At 70.3% G+C, this 17935-nt stretch carries 20 protein-coding genes and 1 pseudogene; 11 read left to right on the top strand and 10 right to left on the bottom strand.

Annotation, left to right across the window (positions count from 1 at the left end; genetic code table 11):
• The 4 genes from ACFVYN_RS27005 to ACFVYN_RS26990 form a co-directional block, all read right to left on the bottom strand.
• Positions 1–168, bottom strand: a 168-nt coding sequence (locus ACFVYN_RS27005) for an alanine racemase (RefSeq protein WP_390002643.1), incomplete at its 3' end; no start/stop codon positions are given.
• Between the two features lie 105 nt (positions 169–273).
• Positions 274–897 (bottom strand): M23 family metallopeptidase, encoded by a 624-nt coding sequence (locus ACFVYN_RS27000; RefSeq protein WP_390002638.1) that lies wholly within the window; start codon positions 895–897, stop codon positions 274–276.
• 113 nt (positions 898–1010) lie between these two features.
• On the bottom strand, positions 1011–2444 hold the full coding sequence (locus tag ACFVYN_RS26995) for an NAD(P)H-hydrate dehydratase (protein WP_390002636.1): 1434 nt from the start codon (positions 2442–2444) through the stop codon (positions 1011–1013).
• A 201-nt stretch (positions 2445–2645) separates the two neighbouring features.
• Positions 2646–2783, bottom strand: a complete 138-nt coding sequence (locus tag ACFVYN_RS26990; RefSeq protein WP_390002634.1) for a hypothetical protein — start codon at positions 2781–2783, stop codon at positions 2646–2648.
• 455 nt (positions 2784–3238) lie between these two features.
• Between ACFVYN_RS26990 and ACFVYN_RS26985 the strand changes: the two genes are divergently transcribed.
• On the top strand, positions 3239–3532 hold the full coding sequence (locus ACFVYN_RS26985) for a hypothetical protein (protein WP_390002632.1): 294 nt from the start codon (positions 3239–3241) through the stop codon (positions 3530–3532).
• Between the two features lie 72 nt (positions 3533–3604).
• Here the strand turns inward: ACFVYN_RS26985 and ACFVYN_RS26980 are convergent, their stop codons facing one another.
• Positions 3605–3976: a holo-ACP synthase gene (locus ACFVYN_RS26980; RefSeq protein WP_390002629.1), complete on the bottom strand. Its 372-nt coding sequence runs from the start codon at positions 3974–3976 to the stop codon at positions 3605–3607.
• A 30-nt stretch (positions 3977–4006) separates the two neighbouring features.
• The gene (locus ACFVYN_RS26975; RefSeq protein WP_390002626.1) at positions 4007–4927 is read right to left on the bottom strand and encodes a hypothetical protein; all 921 of its coding nucleotides are present in this window, start codon (positions 4925–4927) and stop codon (positions 4007–4009) included.
• A 737-nt stretch (positions 4928–5664) separates the two neighbouring features.
• Between ACFVYN_RS26975 and ACFVYN_RS26970 the strand changes: the two genes are divergently transcribed.
• The 5 genes and pseudogenes from ACFVYN_RS26970 (at position 5665) to ACFVYN_RS26950 (ending at position 9651) form a co-directional block, all read left to right on the top strand.
• Positions 5665–6288 (top strand): histidine phosphatase family protein, encoded by a 624-nt coding sequence (locus ACFVYN_RS26970; RefSeq protein WP_390002625.1) that lies wholly within the window; start codon positions 5665–5667, stop codon positions 6286–6288.
• A 101-nt stretch (positions 6289–6389) separates the two neighbouring features.
• A pseudogene (locus ACFVYN_RS26965) lies at positions 6390–6641 on the top strand (Scr1 family TA system antitoxin-like transcriptional regulator); the annotation flags it as partial.
• An 8-nt stretch (positions 6642–6649) separates the two neighbouring features.
• Positions 6650–6838 (top strand): DUF397 domain-containing protein, encoded by a 189-nt coding sequence (locus tag ACFVYN_RS26960; protein WP_390002624.1) that lies wholly within the window; start codon positions 6650–6652, stop codon positions 6836–6838.
• Positions 6839–6904: 66 nt separating this feature from the next.
• Complete coding sequence (locus ACFVYN_RS26955; RefSeq protein WP_390002622.1) at positions 6905–7861, top strand: hypothetical protein; 957 nt, start codon at positions 6905–6907, stop codon at positions 7859–7861.
• 17 nt (positions 7862–7878) lie between these two features.
• Entirely contained in the window at positions 7879–9651 is a 1773-nt protein-coding gene (locus ACFVYN_RS26950) for a M16 family metallopeptidase (protein WP_390002620.1), read from the top strand.
• Positions 9652–9673: 22 nt separating this feature from the next.
• Here the strand turns inward: ACFVYN_RS26950 and glmS are convergent, their stop codons facing one another.
• On the bottom strand, positions 9674–11521 hold the full coding sequence (glmS, locus tag ACFVYN_RS26945) for a glutamine--fructose-6-phosphate transaminase (isomerizing) (RefSeq protein ID WP_390002618.1): 1848 nt from the start codon (positions 11519–11521) through the stop codon (positions 9674–9676).
• Positions 11522–11946: 425 nt separating this feature from the next.
• Here glmS and ACFVYN_RS26940 point away from each other — a divergent pair, with 425 nt between their 5' ends.
• From ACFVYN_RS26940 to ACFVYN_RS26920, 5 genes are all read left to right on the top strand, one after another.
• Entirely contained in the window at positions 11947–12126 is a 180-nt protein-coding gene (locus tag ACFVYN_RS26940) for a hypothetical protein (protein WP_390002615.1), read from the top strand.
• Positions 12119–12541, top strand: coding sequence for a hypothetical protein (locus tag ACFVYN_RS26935; protein ID WP_390002612.1), 423 nt, complete (start codon positions 12119–12121; stop codon positions 12539–12541). Before ACFVYN_RS26940 ends, ACFVYN_RS26935 begins: the two co-directional genes overlap by 8 nt.
• Positions 12542–12621: 80 nt before the next feature.
• The gene (locus tag ACFVYN_RS26930; RefSeq protein ID WP_390002609.1) at positions 12622–13569 is read left to right on the top strand and encodes a CbrC family protein; all 948 of its coding nucleotides are present in this window, start codon (positions 12622–12624) and stop codon (positions 13567–13569) included.
• 80 nt (positions 13570–13649) lie between these two features.
• The gene (coaA, locus tag ACFVYN_RS26925; protein WP_390002607.1) at positions 13650–14639 is read left to right on the top strand and encodes a type I pantothenate kinase; all 990 of its coding nucleotides are present in this window, start codon (positions 13650–13652) and stop codon (positions 14637–14639) included.
• A 26-nt stretch (positions 14640–14665) separates the two neighbouring features.
• On the top strand, positions 14666–15586 hold the full coding sequence (locus tag ACFVYN_RS26920) for a DUF389 domain-containing protein (protein WP_390002605.1): 921 nt from the start codon (positions 14666–14668) through the stop codon (positions 15584–15586).
• Between the two features lie 81 nt (positions 15587–15667).
• Here the strand turns inward: ACFVYN_RS26920 and glmM are convergent, their stop codons facing one another.
• The 3 genes from glmM to ACFVYN_RS26905 form a co-directional block, all read right to left on the bottom strand.
• The gene (glmM, locus tag ACFVYN_RS26915; protein WP_390002603.1) at positions 15668–17026 is read right to left on the bottom strand and encodes a phosphoglucosamine mutase; all 1359 of its coding nucleotides are present in this window, start codon (positions 17024–17026) and stop codon (positions 15668–15670) included.
• Between the two features lie 189 nt (positions 17027–17215).
• Positions 17216–17743 carry a 30S ribosomal protein S9 gene (gene rpsI / locus ACFVYN_RS26910; protein ID WP_352389220.1) on the bottom strand — a complete coding sequence of 176 codons (528 nt, stop codon included), beginning with the start codon at positions 17741–17743 and terminating at the stop codon, positions 17216–17218.
• Positions 17744–17785: 42 nt separating this feature from the next.
• The coding region (locus ACFVYN_RS26905) for an uL13 family ribosomal protein (protein WP_390002642.1) at positions 17786–17935 on the bottom strand (150 nt) is incomplete at its 5' end.

Raw genomic sequence — 17935 nt, 5'->3', positions numbered from 1 at the left:
GGCACAGGGCACCGCGCCGTGGCCGTAGGCGTCGGACTTGACCACGGCCATGACGGCGGCGCCCGACGCGCGGGCGCGCAGGGCCCGCACATTGGCCCGCAGCGCGGCCAGGTCGATCTCGGCGCGGGCGCGCAGCGGTGCGGTCGGGGCGGTTGCTGTCTCGTTCATGGCGCCCCCAGTGTCTCAGAGGCGACTGACACGGCCGATGAGCACGTCCCGGGACGCACGGTCACGCGTGCGTTATGCGTTACCTATGCCTGACTTACCCGTGAGTCAGAGGATCAGACCGTGCCGGGCCAGGTACTTCACCGGGTCGATGTCATAGCCGTACGGGCGGCGGGAGCGCACCTCGAAGTGCAGGTGCGGGCCGGTGGCGCGGCCGGTGGCGCCGCTGCTCCCGATGCGGGTGCCCGCCCTGACCTTGGCGCCGCGCGCGACCGAGATGCGCGAGAGATGGGCGTACAGCACGTACCGGGAATCGCTCATCTTGATCGTCACGGCCTTTCCGTACGATCCCGACCAGCTGGCCAGGACGACGACGCCGGTGCCCACCGCGTAAACCGGGGTTCCCTTGGCCACCGCAAGATCCACTCCGGTGTGGTATCCGGCCAGCCAGTTTCCCCGCACCCGGTAGCGCATGGTCACTCTGGCCCGCTTCCGGATGGGGCGAGTCCACTTGGCCGCTGCGAGGGAGCGGTCGCTGACCTCGACGTCCTCGGCGGACTCGAGGAGCTCCTCGTATTCCGCGTCGTAGTCGCTGCCGCAGTTCCCGTCGTGCTCTTCCTCTAACGGTTCGGGGCTGTCCCCGCGGAAACCGAGAACGGGACTCCCCAGAACGACTGCCGCTCCTCCCAGCAATTCACGCCGGGTGGTGCCTCGTATTATTGGCTCATCCATGCGGCCAGCGAAACATCGCTCTTTCGGCTCCGCATATTCGACCGACCGGTATTGGTCCCATCAGGTAGTAGTTCGCAGTGACTCGCCCGTTTGCCGGGCCAAATGGCCCAGGGTCACGCGTCCGTGACGTCCCGCCAGGCCGCCGGTACCGCCTCCGCCACGTCGTGGGCACCCACTGGGGCCCCGTCGGCCGCGAACCGTCCGGCCAGCCCGTGCAGGTACGCGCCCACGCTGCCGGCGTCCAGGGCGCTCAGCCCCGACGCCAGCAGGGACCCCGCGAGTCCGGACAGGACGTCCCCGCTGCCTGCGGTGGCCAGCCAGGCCGTCCCGGTCGGGTTCACGCGTACGGCCCCGCCGACCGCGTCGGCGACCAGGGTGGTCGAGCCCTTGAGCAGCACGGTCGCGCCGTAACGCCCGGCGAGTTCCCGCGCCGAGGCCAGCCGGGCCCCCTCGACCTCCTCGCGCGCCACCCCGAGGAGCGCGGCCGCCTCTCCGGCGTGCGGAGTCATGAGGGTCGGTGCGGTACGCGCGCGTACGGCGTCCCGGCCGGCCAGCCGCAGCCCGTCCGCGTCGACGAGCACCGGCACGTCCGAGGCCAGCACCTCCGCGACGGCCGAGGCGTCGTCCCCGGCCCCCGGTCCCACGACCCACGCCTGCACCCGCCCGGCCTGCTTCGGCCCCCGGTCGGAGACGAGCGTCTCGGGGAAGCGGGCGAGCACGGCGTCCCCAGCGGGCCCGACGTACCGCACGGCCCCGGCGCCGCCCCGCAGTGCCCCGTACACGGCGAGCACGGCGGCCCCCGGATACCGCGCGGACCCGGCGGCGATCCCGACGACGCCGCGCCGGTACTTGTCGCTCTCCCCGGCCGGCACGGGCAACAGCCGCCGTACGTCGGCGTGTTGGAGGGCCTCCACTTCGGCCTCCTCCGGGAGCGCGAGCCCGATGTCGACGAGCCGCACCGACCCGGCGTACTCCCGCGCGGGATCGATCAGCAACCCCGGCTTGTGCGTCCCGAACGTGACGGTCAGGTCGGCCCGCACGGCCGCCCCGCGCACCTCACCGGTGTCCGCGTCGACCCCGCTGGGCAGATCCACGGCGACGACGACGGCACGGGACCGCTCGGCGACCTCGGCCAGCCGGGCCGCGTCGGGGCGGAGCCCGCCCTTGCCGCCGATCCCGACGATGCCGTCGAGGAGGAGGTCGGCCTGCTCGATGAGCCGTTCGGCGCCGTCGACCCCCGCGGCCCGCCCCCCGGCCCGCCGCAGCGCGGCCAGCCCGGCGGAGTGGGCCCGCTCGGGCGCGAGCAGCACGGCGGCGACCCCGGCACCGCGCCGCGCGAGCCGCGCACCCGCATAGAGGGCGTCACCGCCGTTGTCCCCGCTCCCGACGAGCAGCACGACCCGACGGCCGTACACCCGCCCCAGCAGGTCCGCGCAGGCGGCGGCGAGTCCGGCAGCCGCCCGCTGCATCAGCGTGCCCTCCGGAAGCCGTGCCATCAGCTCCCGCTCGGCGGCCCTGACCGTCTCCACGTTGTACGCAGTACGCATGAGATCGAGTCTGCCGCAGAACCGCCGCGAAGCGCGAAGAGCCGGCCACCTACCGTCCCTTACGAAAGGCGACACAGAGCGCGGCGATGATCACGGCGAAAACCACGACGAACACGAGTGCGTCCTGCCCGTTCCCGACAGGTGAGTACTTCCCGTCGGCCGTCCACCCCAGGACCGCGCCGCTCACCGGCACCGCCGTCCTCACCGCCTGTGCCGGGTGGCGACGTAGAGCACCAGCGCGACGGACACCAGGAACACGGCGAGCACCAGCCACTCGTACCCCCCGGGCACATGCGTTCCGCCACCGGTCAGGGACAGCCGATTCCTCGTACTGGTCATGGAGTTCGACTGCCCGAAGGGCCAGGGACGAATCCAGCTCCGGCGTCGCTCTCAGCCCCGCCTCTTGCGAGAGATGCCGTAGGCGACGAGCCCCAGGAGGACCACCACGACGACGACCCCAACCAGCCGGGCAACGGCAGACCGGACGCACCGCGAGCCATCAACTCGACCATCGAGAACCTCGCCTTGTCGTCGCTCACGATGAGACATTCATTCATCGATCCAAGACGATCACTTCCGGCCAAATTCGACACCGTTCCGCAGGCACGGAGGAAGCGCTTGCCAGCCACGATCAGGCACTTTTTGACATATGCCCAAATCTGAGGATGACTCAGATATCGCGTCCGCCACAAAACCCCCCTGTGCACGGCCCTTCACAAAACGCACACTGAGGGCGTTCGGCGCGCGCCGCCACCTCCGCGGCCGTCGCCCACCCCGTGGAGGACCTTCCCGCGATGACCGATCAGGACAGATCCGTCTGGCCCCTCGCCCTGGCCGTCCGCTGGGCCGGGCGCCTGCTGTGCTGGGCCCTCGGCGCCGGCATGGCCACGGCCGCCGTCGGCCTCGCCGTCGCTCCGCGCGCCTCCTGGTGGCCGACCCTGTGGCCGCTTCCCTGGTACGTCACGGCCGCCTCCGCCCTGCTCTGGGCCGTGCTGCGAGCCCGCGAGAAGTACGTCTTGAGCGGCGGCGGTGACGACGACCCACAGACCGACGAGGAGGTCTACGCGGAGTGGGACCAGGCCGCCTGAGCACGGGCGCTCGCGCCCGGCACGACAACGCGACCTGAGCAGACCCTCGCCGCCCCGTGCCCGTTCGTCACCTCACCCCTCCGCGATCACCACCGCCGACGCCACCCCCGCGTCATGACTGAGCGACACGTGCCAGGACCGCACCCCGAGTTCCGCCGCCCGCGCCGCGACCGTCCCGGTCACCCGCAGCCGCGGCCGGCCGCTGTCCTCGACGTAGACCTCGGCGTCCGTCCAGTGCAGGCCCGCGGGGGCCCCGAGCGCCTTCGCCAGGGCCTCTTTCGCGGCGAACCGCGCCGCCAGCGAGGCGACTCCTCGCCGCTCCCCGCCGGGCAGCAGCAACTCGTCGTCCCGGAAGAGCCGTTGGGCCAGGCCGGGCGTACGCTCCAGCGACGCCGCGAACCGCTCGATCTCGGCTACGTCGATACCGACCCCGATGATGCTCATCCGGGCACTCTACGATCCGCCCGGCGCCGGTCACGAGATCGGCTTGTCGGCACTTCCGTCGTCGTCGAACAGGTCCTCGGCCCGCTCGACCGTGCGGGAACGCTCCAGCCAGGTGTCCATGCGGTCGAGATCGGTACAGCTGGTGATGCGGTCGCGCACACTGTCGGACACGGGGATGCCGCGCACCTCCAGCACGGACAGGATCCCCTTGGCCTCACCTTCCGCCCTCCCCTCCGTCTTGCCTTCCAGATAGGCCGTCTCCCGAACCGTCCCCCGCCCGGGGAAGTAGCTGACGAACGACATGATCCGATTCCATTTCTCTCCGGCTGGGGTCTTGCCCAGGGTGACTTCCAGGAAGTCGAAGAAGTACTCGGCGGTGTCGGGATCGGTCTCCCGGAGTTCCTGAAGGGCGCTGCTGATCGCCTCCAGTATGGCGTCGCAGTCGGGGTTGCGGGCGTGTGCCAGGGCGGAGAGCACGGCCAGTGCGAGGTTCTTCGCCGCGGTCCTGGCATCCGTGATCACCGGCAGGTTGTCAGGCCCTGCCACCAGCGGATACACCCGCAGCGCCGTCCAGCCGCGCGTGCCGCAGTCGAAGGGACCGGCCGCCCACTTGGCCGTGGGGCCGTCCTGACAGACCACGAGCAGCAACACGGGCAGCCGGAACTTCGCCTGGAGGTAGGCGACGTAGTACGCCCAACTTGCCTCCTTGCCCGCGACCTTGCCCGACTGCGACTCGATGGCCAGCAGAAAGTCCTCTCCGTCGGACGGGCCGATGCGCAACACGGTGTCCACACGCCGCTCCAGCGGCCGGGTCTCCGTCACGTCGGTGGTGATGGCGTCCACGGTCGCCTTCGCCGACAACGGGACACCCAGCACCTCGAACACGGACCCCAGAATTTCGGGCCGCTCCTGGAAGATCCGGTGCATGCCCTCGTGAGCTGATGTGACCATGTGCGCAAGGTAGATCGATCACCGACCGGCCCATCCGGAAACGCGGAGTACGTTCACTCTTTCGAGCAGCGCCGAAACGTTCCCCTCGCAGGTCAGCCCTGCCCGGGCGTCATCACTGGAGCGGTCGTCTCGACCGGGTCGCCGCGCTGCCAGGCGCCCGAAGTCCGTTCCGGAGTGGGGGACGGCCGGGGCGGCGCGGGCGGAGGATTCTGGCCGCGGTGGGGGTTCTGGGGAACGGTGCCGGAGCCGCCACCCGAACCACTGCCTGCCGTACCGGAACCACCGGCACGGGTTGATCCGCCTGACCCGCCCACTTGAGATGAGGAAGTCCGGGCCCGCCGCGCCGGCGTGGACTTGGCGGACGGGGTTGCCGTCGAAGGCGTGGGAGACGCGGAGGGTGAAGCGCTCGGGGAAGGGGACGCCGAGGCCTTGCCCTTGAGTGCATCCGCCGTCGAGGACTCCGAGCTCGTCGGCGAACCGTCCACATCCTGGGGATCGGCCGAGCAACCGCCCACGGACAGGACGGTGAGAACTGTGGCCAGCCCGAGGACGGCAACGACACCAGGCGGACGTGCCGGACGCACGGGACCTCCCACGATCAGGAGCCAAGAGCGAAGAGAGTTTTATGCGGCCTTTACGCAGCTCACAAGGGTCTCGCCCTCTTTCCCCAGGTCAAAGTGACCGTGATCACGCCAGGTATACAGAGGTCCAGAAGATCGCCCACAGAGGAGCCTGCGATGACCGGCACAGCCGCCCGTTACCTCTATCTCGCCCGGCACGGCGAGGCATTGCCGGACGAGAGCGGGCTGACCCCGGCGGGCCGACAACAGGCCACACTGCTCGGCCGACGTCTTCGGGACATCCCCCTTACGGCCGTTCACCACGGCCCGCTGCCGCGTGCGGCACAGACAGCCCGCCTGATCCACGACCAACTGAAGGACCTTCCCCTACTCACTGCGGAAGTCGCGGGGGACTACGTGCCCTACGTCCCCCAGAAGGACGAACTCCCGCCCGAAGCAGCGGACTTCTACCTCCGCTTCCTCGCCGACACCACCGACGAGGAACGGGAGCAGGGCGCCGTGCTGGCGCGTCAGGCACTCGACTTGTTCACCGGACCGGTGGACGGCGAGAAGGACCGCCACGAGTTGGTCGTCACCCACAACTTCCTCGTCGCCTGGCTCGTCCGGGACGCCATGTACGCCCCGAAGTGGCGCTGGCTCGGCCTCAACCACGCGAACGCGGCGCTCACGGTCATCCGATACCCGCCCGGCCGAGCCGCCTCCGTCCTCGTCTCCAACGACATGCGGCACCTGCCGACCGAACTGCGCTGGACCGGCTTCCCTCCCGAGCAGCACATCTGAACGCACCACCACCTTCTGTCACTGGTGAGCAAGTTCGTTCGCCAGGAGGGCAGGGGGGGCGGGTCCGGGTCTGGTCGGGGCGGTTCTGGTGCTTACCGGGGAACAACATCACCATCCGCGTCATCCCCTTCGACCTGGACGGCTTCGCCTCAGCCGCCAGCACCATGACGTACGTCGGCGGCCCCCTCCCCAAACTGGACACCGTGGTGCGCGACGTGCCACATGGCTCCGCCTTCATCGACTCCGAGGCTCAACTCACCGCCTTTCGAACGCGGTTCCGTAAAGTGGAAGCCGTATCACTCGGCCCCGCACAGTCGCGCGACTTCATCAACCGGCTGGCGAAAGAGCTGTGAGGCACCCCATGGACAACTGGCGGAAGTCGTCCCACTCCGGCGGCGGCGACGGCAACGAATGCGTCGAGATAGCCAACTCCCCCGCCCACGTGTCCATCCGCGACTCCAAAGCCCCCACCCGAGCCACCCTCACCCTCCCCACCCCCGCCTTCACGGCCTTCCTCACCGCCCTCAAGACCACCCCCACAACTCAGTAACCCCGCGTAACCCCTCCTGCTAGCCTGCGCAGCACCGCGTATCGACCAGGCCAGGGGGACCGTCGTATGGGCGAAAGTGCTGTCGGCGGGACCGCACCACCGATCACCGACCCGTTCGACGCGGTGCCCGAACTCGCACCGCTCCGCTCCGCCGCGTGGGACGGGGACTGGGTGGCCACGCGGGCGTTCTTCGAGGAGATCTCCTCCCCCGTCGACGTCTCCTTCGCGGCGGCGCTCCTCGCCGAGGTCGACCGAACCGAGTGGTACCTGGAGAAGGCGGCGAAAGCAGAGCCCGCCGACCCACTCCCCCGCACCCTCCTCGCCGAGCGGTACATGCACCTCGGCCGGCGGGCTCGCGGCCGCGGCCTCGCCGAGGACCTCTCGTGGGACCAGGCCGAGCTGTCCCGCGACTGGCTGCGCAAGGCGGAGCGGCTGCTGATCGAGGTGTGTGCGGAGCAGCCGGCGTACGTCCCGGCCTGGACCGCCCGGCTGGCGACCGCCCGTGGGCTGGCGCTGGGGCAGTCCGAGGCCCGGCGGCGCTACGACCGGCTCACGGAGCACCACCCGCACCACTCCCGCGCGCAGTCGCAGCTGCTGCAACAGCTGTGCCCCAAGTGGGGCGGTTCGTGGGAGGCCGCGCACGGCTTCGCCCAGCAGTGCGCGGACGCCGCGCCGGACGGTTCGCACGCGGGCGTCCTGGTCGCCGAGGCCCACATCGAGCACTGGGCGGACCACCAGGACACCGCCGAGGCCACCGAGTACCTGCGGGACGTATCGGTCCGCGACGAACTACGCCGCGCCGCCCGCGCGTCCGTCCTGCACCCCGACCACCGCCGCGACTGGCACTGGACCGCCGGCCACAGCACCTTCGCCCTGGCCTTCTCCCTCGGCGGCCATCTCGGCGACGCCGCCCGGCACTTCGCCGCCCTGGGCGACACCGTGTCCGAGTCCGTCTGGCGGAACCTGCCCGACTGGAAGACCCGGTTCACGGAGTACCGCACCGCCGCGTCGGCGACGCGCTGAGGAAGGCGACACCCGACATGACCACGCACGAGCACTCGGCCGCCCCAGAACTGGACGCCCTCGACGGCCTCGTCCGTCACACCACCGTCCACCACATCCCCACCCTCTTCGCCCCACGCCCCGGCCCGATCACCGCCGGTCTCACCTTCCGGGTGGGCCACGCCGACGAGACCCTGCCCACCTCCGGCATCACGCATCTCGTGGAGCACCTCGCCCTGCACCGCCTGGGCCTGTCCGACCTGCACTACAACGGCGCCACCACGGACACGTACACCCTCTTCCACGTCACCGGCGACGAGGAGGAGGTCGTCACGTACCTCAACAGCGTCTGCGCGGCCCTGCGCGACCTCCCGATGGACCGGCTGGAGACCGAGAAGGAGATCCTGCGCACGGAGGCGGGCAGCCGCGGGAAGGGTCCCATGTCCCGGATGCCGCCCTGGCGTTACGGCGCCCAGGGCTACGGCCTGTCCGGCTACGACGAACTCGGCACCCGGAGCCTGACGGCCGACCAGGCGCGCCACTGGGCCGAGACCCGCTTCACCCGGGCCAACGCCGTGCTGTTCCTCACCGCGGACCGCGTACCGGACGGCCTCGACCTCACCCTGCCCGCCGGCCGCCGCTTCCCGACCCCGGCCGCGACCAGCGCGCTCCCCGTCACGCCGGCGTACTTCCGCGGCGAGGACGGCCACCTCGTCTTCACCTCCGTCCTGCGCCGCTCCACCGCGGCCGCCGTCTTCGCCGAGGTGCTGGGCCGTGCCCTCTTCCAGGACCTGCGTCAGAAGGGCGGCTACTCGTACTCGGCGGAGGCCGACTACTCCCCGCGCGACCCCGACTTCGCCACCCTCACCGCGTACGCCGACGCGCTCCCGCACAAGCAGGACGCCGCGGTCGGCGGGTTCGTCGACGCCTTCGCCCGGCTGCGCGCCGGCCGTGTCGAGCAGGCCGAACTGGACTCCGCGCGCGGGAAGTTGCTCAAGCCCTACGACACCCCCGACCTCGGTGCGGCACTGCTGCCGTCGTACGCGCTCAGCCTGCTGACCGGCCACCGGATCCTGGCTCCCGCGCAGTACCGGGCCCAACTCGAGGCGGTCGGCGTCGCCGACCTGCGCGAGGTCGCCCGCGAGGCGTGGGACGGCGGGCTGCTCCAGATACCGACCGAGAGCGCCGACTGGGCGGGCCTCACCCGCGCCCCGCACTTCTCGGCGTCCGGGGTCTCCGGCACCCTGCACCCGTCCCTGGAGGACGACGACGTCACGCTGATCATCGGGGCGGCGGGCGTGACGCTGTCGACGCCGGGTGGCCTGGTCACCGTGCGGTACGACGCCTGCGCCGCGATGACCACCCGCCCCGACGGGGCCCGGTGCCTGACCGGCCTCGACGGCTTCGGCGTGGCCGTGGAGCCGACCCTGTTCGGGGACGTCACGGCCGAGCGGATCGCCGTACTGGACAAGGCGGTTCCGGCCGCCGTGGTCGTCCCCCTTCCGGCCCGCCCGGCGGAGGAGATACCTCAGCCGGGTGAACGGACGGCCCCCGCCGCGCGGACTCCGGCGGACGAGTCCAAGCAGACCGAAGGCCGGGGGGCGAGGGTGGCCGGGCGGGTGTCGGGCCACTTCGTCCTCGTGACCGCGCTGGCGACGCTGTGGCCCGTGCTCCTCGGCGCCATCCTCGTCAACGGAATCCAGGAACCCGCGATCAGATTGCCCGTGATCGCCGGATGCGTGCTGGAGTTCTGGCTGATCCACGCCGCCCGCAACCTGTACCGGACCGGGAAGCCGACTACTCCCCAGTGACCGATGACTCCACGGTGACCGACTACTCCACGGTGACCGACTTCGCCAGGTTCCTCGGCTGGTCCACCTCGTTGCCCCGGGCCGTGGCCAGCTCGCAGGCGAACACCTGCAGCGGCACGGTCGCCACCAGCGGCTGCAGCAGGGTCGGCGTGGCCGGAATCCGGATCAGGTGATCGGCGTACGGCACCACCGCCTCGTCCCCCTCCTCCGCGATCACGATGGTCCGCGCTCCCCGGGCCCTGATCTCCTGGATGTTGGACACGATCTTGTCGTGGATCACCGACCGCCCTCGGGGCGAGGGCACGACCACCACCACCGGAAGGTCCTCCTCGATGAGCGCGATCGGCCCGTGCTTCAACTCCCCGGCCGCGAAGCCCTCGGCATGCATGTAGGCGAGTTCCTTGAGCTTCAGTGCGCCTTCCAGCGCCACCGGATACCCGACGTGCCGCCCGAGGAACAGCACGGTGTCCTTGTCGGCCAGCGACCGCGCCAGCGCCCGCACCGGCTCCATCGTCTCCAGCACCCGCTCGACCTCACCGGAGATCCGCGACAGGTCCCGGACGACGGCGGAGATCTCGTCGCCCCACTTGGTCCCCCGCACCTGCCCCAGGTACAGCGCGACCAGGTAGCACGCCACGAGCTGCGTCAGGAACGCCTTCGTCGACGCCACGGCGACCTCGGGCCCCGCGTGCGTGTACAGCACCGCGTCCGACTCCCGGGGGATCGTCGACCCGTTGGTGTTGCAGATCGCCAGCACCCTGGAACCCTGCTCACGGGCGTGCCGTAGCGCCATGAGGGTGTCCATGGTCTCCCCGGACTGGGAGATCGCGATCACGAGGGAGCGCGGGCCGAGGATCGGGTCCCGATAGCGGAACTCGCTCGCCAGCTCCACCTCGCAGGGGATACGGGTCCAGTGCTCGATGGCGTACTTGGCGATCATGCCCGCGTGGAAGGCCGTACCGCAGGCCACGATGACGACCTTGTCCACCTCGCGCAGCTCGGCGTCGGAGATCCGTACCTCGTCCAGCGTGAGGGATCCGGCCGCGTCGATACGGCCGAGCAGCGTGTCGGCGACCGCCTTCGGCTGCTCGGCGATCTCCTTGAGCATGAAGTAGTCGTAGCCGCCCTTCTCGGCGGCGGAGGCGTCCCAGTCGATGTGGAAGGCGCGGACCTCGGCGGGTCGGCCGTCGAAGCCGGTGACGGTCACCCCGTCCCTCCGCAGCTCCACGACCTGGTCCTGGCCGAGCTCGATCGCGGAGCGGGTGTGGGAGATGAAGGCCGCCACATCGGACGCCAGAAACGCCTCGCCCTCACCGACTCCGACGACGAGCGGCGAGTTCCGCCGGGCGCCGACCACCACGTCCGGCTCGTCCGCGTGCACCGCGACCAGCGTGAACGCCCCCTCCAACCGCCGGCACACCAGCCGCATCGCCTCCGCGAGGTCGGCCGTCGCCGAGAACTCCTCGGCCAGCAGGTGGGCGACGACCTCGGTGTCGGTCTCGGAGGCCAGCTCGTGTCCCCGCTCCTCCAGCTCGGCCCGCAGCGCGGCGAAGTTCTCGATGATCCCGTTGTGGACGACCGCGACCCGGCCGGCATTGTCGAGATGAGGGTGCGCGTTGGCGTCGGTCGGTCCGCCGTGCGTGGCCCACCGGGTGTGCCCGATACCGGTGAGCCCCGCCGGCAACGGCCGGTCCACCAGCTCCTTCTCCAGATTCACCAGCTTCCCGGCCTTCTTCGCCGCCGCCAGCCCACCGTCCGCCGCCACGGCGACGCCCGCCGAGTCGTACCCCCGGTACTCCAGCCGCTTCAGCCCGGCCGTCACGACATCGAGCGCCGACTGCGACCCCACGTATCCCACGATTCCGCACATGCGCGGCAGCCTAGGGGCCGAGGGGCGTCGGAACACGGCACTTCGTGCCCGATTCCGGATATTGCGGCAGGGACGGAATCGAGCCAACTCGATCCACTCCACCCCCCTGCCCCTCACCGACTCGCCACAGGAAGGGCACAGACAGGAAGTCCTCGACGCCCGGAACGCATTGGCAGACCAGGTGATCCAGGCACTCCGACGTGCCGGCCTGCCTGCATTCCACGAGCGGGAAACCGCGACGGCGGAGCGGGCGGGCGCCGTGGTTCATGTCGAACCCGACGCCGAGACCGCCTCGGCGTCCGTGTCCGTGGAATGGAGATGCGACCCCGGCGTGATCCAGACGTCCGTCGACAGTCTCTCCTTTCAGGCCCCGCCGAAGTCGGACCACACCGGCTCCGGCGGGGCCGGCCGCATGCCAAGGAGCCATGTTGTCCGGCGCCCTCAAGCCGGGCACACCGATCACCTACTCGGTGCCCTACCACCCCGACTTCGCGGACGCGGCGCGGGAACTGCTCGACCAGTACGTCCGGCGAGCCGGCGGACGACACCTGGCTGGTCTCTCGACGAACAAGCAGCGAAGCGAGGAGCAAGCAGCGCATGACTGAACTCGAATTCGACCTGCCTCCCAAGGCCCCTCCGGAAGTCGTCGCCGAGCGCGAGGCGCTGGCTGACGAGGTGTGCCGGGAACTGACCCGGGCTGGGCTCCCGGTGCACCGGGGCGACCTCGACAGCGGTGCGGAGAAGAGACCTGGGGCACGTGTGCATGTCGCGCCTTTCACCGAAGGCGGCGTGTATGTGAACTGGACGACGGACTCGGAGCTTAGGGACACGGCCCTCGATCTCTTCGCTCGAGGAATCGACTACGCCGACCCGCCTCCGGTCCTCCGCCACTACAACAGCGTGCTCCAGCACATGCGCACCGCCCTGTCCGAGATCTTGGCCTCGGCAGGATTCGAGGTCGGAGAACCGGACAGACACGGGCACGGGAGCATGATCGAGGTAAGGGGCGTTCGGCCCTGATCCCTCGCTGGTCAGGTCAGGCCCTGCCGAATCCGATGTCAACCGGCTTCGGCGTGGCCTGCCCCATTCGTAGGAGCAACGTGAGTTACAGCCTGTACCTCTGCCGTTTCACCGACGGCCAACCCGCCCCCATGGACGAGACCGCGATACGCGCCGTCCTCGGCCCCGTCACCGTAGGCGGCATGCCGCCCACCGGTCTCCCGGACTCCTGGGACCTCCAGGCCGAGGACGGCGGCGGATCCGAGGTCTACGGTGACGCCCTCGGCCTCACGTTCAACCGCTTCTCTCCCGGACAGATCCTGGACCGCGTGGCCGAACTCGCCCGCCGCACCGGTGCCGCCGTCCTGCCGCTCGGCTGCCCGACGATCCTCACGAGCGAGGCCGACCGGAGACACCTCCCGGAAAGCCTCCGCGCGGAGGTGATCGTGCTCGCGCCCACCGCTCTCACCGGAGGCGCGATCCAGCTCCTGATCTCCCCAAGGCCGGAACCCCGCCAACGCCCCGTCCTCCCCCGGTTCCCCTACCACCCCAGCCCGGTCGCCACCGGCTCCGTCACCACCTCCGACGCCCCCTGCGTGTGCTGCGGACAGGAACGCGGCTGGGTGTACACCGGCCCCGTCTACGCCGCCGGCGCCCCGGACAGCGGCATCTGCCCGTACTGCATCGCCTTCGGCAAGGCCGCCGAGCGCTACGACGCCACCTTCACCGAGGCCATCGAGGGGGACGTACCGAAAGACGTCGTGACGGCCATCCTCAGACGCACCCCCGGGTTCCTCGCTTGGCAGTCCCCGACCTGGCTCACGCACTGCGGCGACGGCGCCGAATTCCTCGGTCTCGCCGGAGCGAAGGAGCTCGAAAGGTACCCGGCCGCCGTCGACGACCTCCGCCGGCGATGCGCCGAGTGGACCTGGCCGCCGGACGAAGTCGAGGACTTCCTCGGCTCGCTCGACAAGGACGACCAGCCCACCGCGTACCTCTTCCGCTGCCGGGTCTGCGCCACCCACCTCGCCTACGCGGACTTCACCTGACCACGCCGAAACAGGTACCCCACAGCCCGACGTGACCCACCCCACCCCCCACCCCGTTCAAACTCCGTTAACAATGGACTGTGATCTCCCCGGTCTCCCCGATACCCCGGAGCGCCCACCGGCACAAGCCGGAGGCGACTCCCTACGTCGACCTCACCCGCTCCGAGTGGAGTGCGCTGCGCGAGAAGACGCCGCTCCCGCTGAACGCCGAAGAGGTCGAGAAGCTGCGCGGTCTCGGTGACGTCATCGACCTCGACGAGGTGCGGGACATCTACCTCCCGCTCTCCCGGCTCCTGAACCTCTACGTCGGCGCCACGGACGGCCTCAGAGGCGCCCTGAACACCTTCCTGGGCGAACAGGGCTCCCAGTCCGGCACCCCGTTCGTCATAGGGGTCGCGGGATCGGTCGCCGTGGGGAAGTCGACGGTGGCCCGACTCCTCCAGGCCCTGCTCTCCCGCTGGCCCGAGCACCCCCGCGTCGAGCTGGTCACCACCGACGGCTTCCTGCTCCCCACTCGGGAGCTGGAGGCCCGCGGGCTCATGTCGCGCAAGGGCTTCCCGGAGTCGTACGACCGCCGTGCGCTGACCCGTTTCGTCGCCGACATCAAGGCGGGCAAGGACGAGGTCACCGCCCCCGTCTACTCCCACCTGATCTACGACATCGTCCCGGACCAGCGGCTCACCGTCCGCCGCCCCGACATCCTGATCGTCGAGGGCCTCAACGTCCTGCAGCCCGCCCTCCCCGGCACGGACGGCCGCACCCGCGTCGGTCTCGCCGACTACTTCGACTTCAGCGTGTACGTCGACGCGAGCGCCGAGGACATCGAGCGCTGGTATCTCAGCCGGTTCAAAAAGCTGAGGCAGACCGCCTTCCAGAACCCCGACTCGTACTTCAGGAAGTACACCCAGGTCTCGGAGGAGGAGGCGGTCGACTACGCCCGCACCCTCTGGCGCACCATCAACAAGCCCAACCTGGTGGAGAACATCGCCCCCACCCGCGGCCGCGCCACCCTCGTCATCCGCAAGGGCCAGGACCACAAGGTGCGCAAGCTCAGCCTCCGCAAGCTCTAGAAACCCGCGCCTGTTAAATAGGCGCCATGCTGCATCTGCGCCTGATCACACCGGCCGAGAAGACCGACGACGTGGTCCGCCTGATCGAGAACACGGTCGGCACCACCCACCTCGTCGTCATGCCGGGCGCCGCCCGCAACCCGGCGGGTGACGTCGTGATGTGTGACGTGGCCCGCGAGGCCGGTGACGAACTCATCGGCGAGTTGCGGAAGTTGGACCTCGACAAGACCGGCTCCATCGCCGTCGAGAACATCGACCTGTCCCTCTCCGACCGTGCGGACAAGGCCGAGGAGGACGCACCCGGCGAAGGCGTGGACGCGGTCATCTGGGAGCACCTCACCGACGCGACGCACGAGGAGTCGACGCTCTCCATCACCTATCTCGCCTTCATCACCCTGGCCACGATGATCGCGGCCTGCGGTGTGGTGCTGGACAACGCGATCCTGATCGTGGGCGCGATGGCGGTGGGTCCCGAGTTCGGGCCTTTGGCGGCCTTCAGTACGGCGATCGTCCAGCGCACACCACGCCTGGCGGTGCGCTCACTGATCGCCCTGTTGGTGGGCTTCGCGGCGGCGATGGTGGTGACGGTCGGCTTCACCTGGTTCATGGACGCCCTGAACCTGTTCCACAAGTCCGACCTGGAGGGCGACCGCCCCAACACCGCCTTCGTCTACGCCCCCGACCCCTTCTCGTTCGTGGTGGCGGTCCTCGCGGGAATCGCCGGCACCCTCAGCCTGACCTCGGCGAAGTCGGGAGCCCTGGTGGGAGTGGCCATCTCCGTCACCACGATCCCGGCGGCGGCCAACGCGGCGGTGGCCCTGGCCTACGGCGACATGGGCCAGACGGTCGGCTCCACGAACCAGCTCCTGCTGAACCTGCTGGGCATCGTCCTGGCGGGCACCCTCACCCTGCTCTTCCAGAAGTGGCTCTGGCGAAAGCGCCCTTAGGGGCGCGGGGAACCGCGCGATCAGCCACAACCGACCAGCAGGCCCGCGCACCGCGGCAACCCGCCGCCCCTACCGGGCAATTCAGCCCAGCGCCGACTTCACCACGTCCGCCAACCGCCCCGCCACCGACCGGGCCTGGTCGATGTCGGCCGCCTCGACCATCACCCGCACCAGCGGCTCGGTCCCCGACGGTCGCAGCAACACCCGCCCCGTGGCGCCCAGTTCACGCTCGGCCTCGGTCACTGCCGCCGCCAGCTCGCCGGACGTCGAGACCCGCGACCGGTCCACGTCGGGCACGTTGATCAGGACCTGCGGCAGCCGCTCCATCACGGACGCCAGGTCCTTCAGCGACCGCCCGCTCTCCGCGACGCGAGCCGCCAGCATCAGCCCGGTCAGCGTCCCGTCCCCGGTCGTGGCGTGGTCCAGGATGATGACGTGCCCGGACTGCTCGCCGCCGAGGGCGTACCCGTGCTGCTTCATCTCCTCCAGCACATACCGGTCCCCGACGGCGGTCTGGACGAGCCGGAGCCCCTCCCGCTCCAGCGCCAGCTTGAAGCCCAGGTTCGACATGACCGTGGCGACGACGGTGTCGGACCGCAGCGCCGAGCGGTCCCTCATCGCCAGCGCGAGTACGGCCATGATCTGGTCGCCGTCCACCTCCTCGCCGGTGTGGTCGACGGCCAGGCACCGGTCCGCGTCCCCGTCGTGCGCGATGCCGAAGTCCGCCCCGTGCTCGACGACGGCGGCCTTCAGCGGTCCCAGATGCGTGGAGCCGCACCCGTCGTTGATGTTGAGCCCGTCCGGCTGGGCGCCGATGGTGATCACCTCGGCGCCGGCCCGCGAGAACGCCTCCGGCGACACCCAGGAGGCGGCGCCGTGCGCCTCGTCGAGGACGATCTTCAGCCCGTCGAGCCGGTTCGGCAGTACGGCGATCAGATGCGCCACGTACTTGTCGAAGCCCTCGGCGTACTCGCGGACCCGGCCGACACCGCCGCCGGTCGGCCGCTCCCAGGGCTCACCGTGCCGGTGCGCGTCGTAGATCGCCTCGATGCGCTCCTCCAGCGCGTCGTCGAGCTTGTGCCCGCCGCGCGCGAGGAACTTGATGCCGTTGTCGGGCATGGCGTTGTGGCTGGCGGAGAGCACGACGCCGAGGTCCGCGCCGAGCACACCGGTGAGGTACGCCACGGCGGGTGTCGGCAGCACGCCGACCTTCAGCACGTCCACGCCGGCGCTCGCGAGGCCCGCGACCACGGCGGCCTCCAGGAACTCCCCGGACGCGCGCGGATCCCGTCCCACCACCGCGGTCGGCCGGTGGCCCTGGAACGTACCCGCCTCGGCCAGCACATGCGCCGCCGCGACCGACAGACCGAGCGCCAGCTCGGCCGTCAGATCCGCGTTGGCGACACCGCGCACGCCGTCCGTGCCGAAGAGTCGTCCCACTTGTCCTCCTGAGGAAGCGTCAGTTACGGAGATCATCCGATCACATGAGCCTTTGAGCGCCTTGTGCCGTTATACGCCCGAGGCTGTGATAAACGAACGCCCCGGCGGCACTGTGGCGTGCCGCCGGGGCGAACGGACGTACTGCTGACTCGCGGGAACGAGCCGGTACGAGCAGAACAGGCAGCGAGATTAACGCTTGCTGTACTGCGGGGCCTTGCGGGCCTTCTTGAGACCGGCCTTCTTGCGCTCGACCGCACGGTCGTCGCGACGGAGGAAGCCGGCCTTCTTGAGGGCGCCGCGGTTGTTGTCCACGTCGGCCTCGTTCAGCGCGCGGGCGACACCGAGACGGAGCGCACCGGCCTGACCGGAGACACCGCCACCGGAGATGCGGGCGACGACGTCGTAGCGGCCCTCGAGCTCGAGCACCTTGAAGGGCTCGTTGACTTCCTGCTGGTGCACCTTGTTGGGGAAGTAGTCCTCAAGGGTGCGACCGTTGATCTTCCACTTGCCGGTGCCCGGGACGATCCGGACGCGGGCGATGGCGTTCTTGCGACGGCCCAGGCCGGCGGCGGGCTGCGGGTCGCCGAAGCGGCCGGCGAGCGACTCCGAGGTGTACTCGCCCTCGACGGGGACCTCGGACTCGGTGGTGTAGCTGTCGATGTCGACGAGCTCGGTCTCGGTCTCTTCGACCGGCTGCTCAACAGTGGTCTCGGCCACGATGCTCCTCAGATTCTTTTCTGTCTTAGGGGGTGGCCGGAACTACTGCGCGACCTGGGTGATCTCGAACGGCACCGGCTGCTGCGCAGCGTGCGGGTGCTGGTCGCCCGAGTAGACCTTCAGCTTGCTGATCATCTGACGGCCCAGGGAGTTCTTGGGGATCATGCCCTTGATGGCCTTCTCGACGGCCTT

The organism is Streptomyces sp. NPDC058307 (genome assembly GCF_042880295.1).
Lineage (GTDB): Bacteria > Actinomycetota > Actinomycetes > Streptomycetales > Streptomycetaceae > Streptomyces.
Note: the sequence above shows the minus strand (reverse complement) of the source record. Positions and strands in the feature narration are given on the sequence as shown.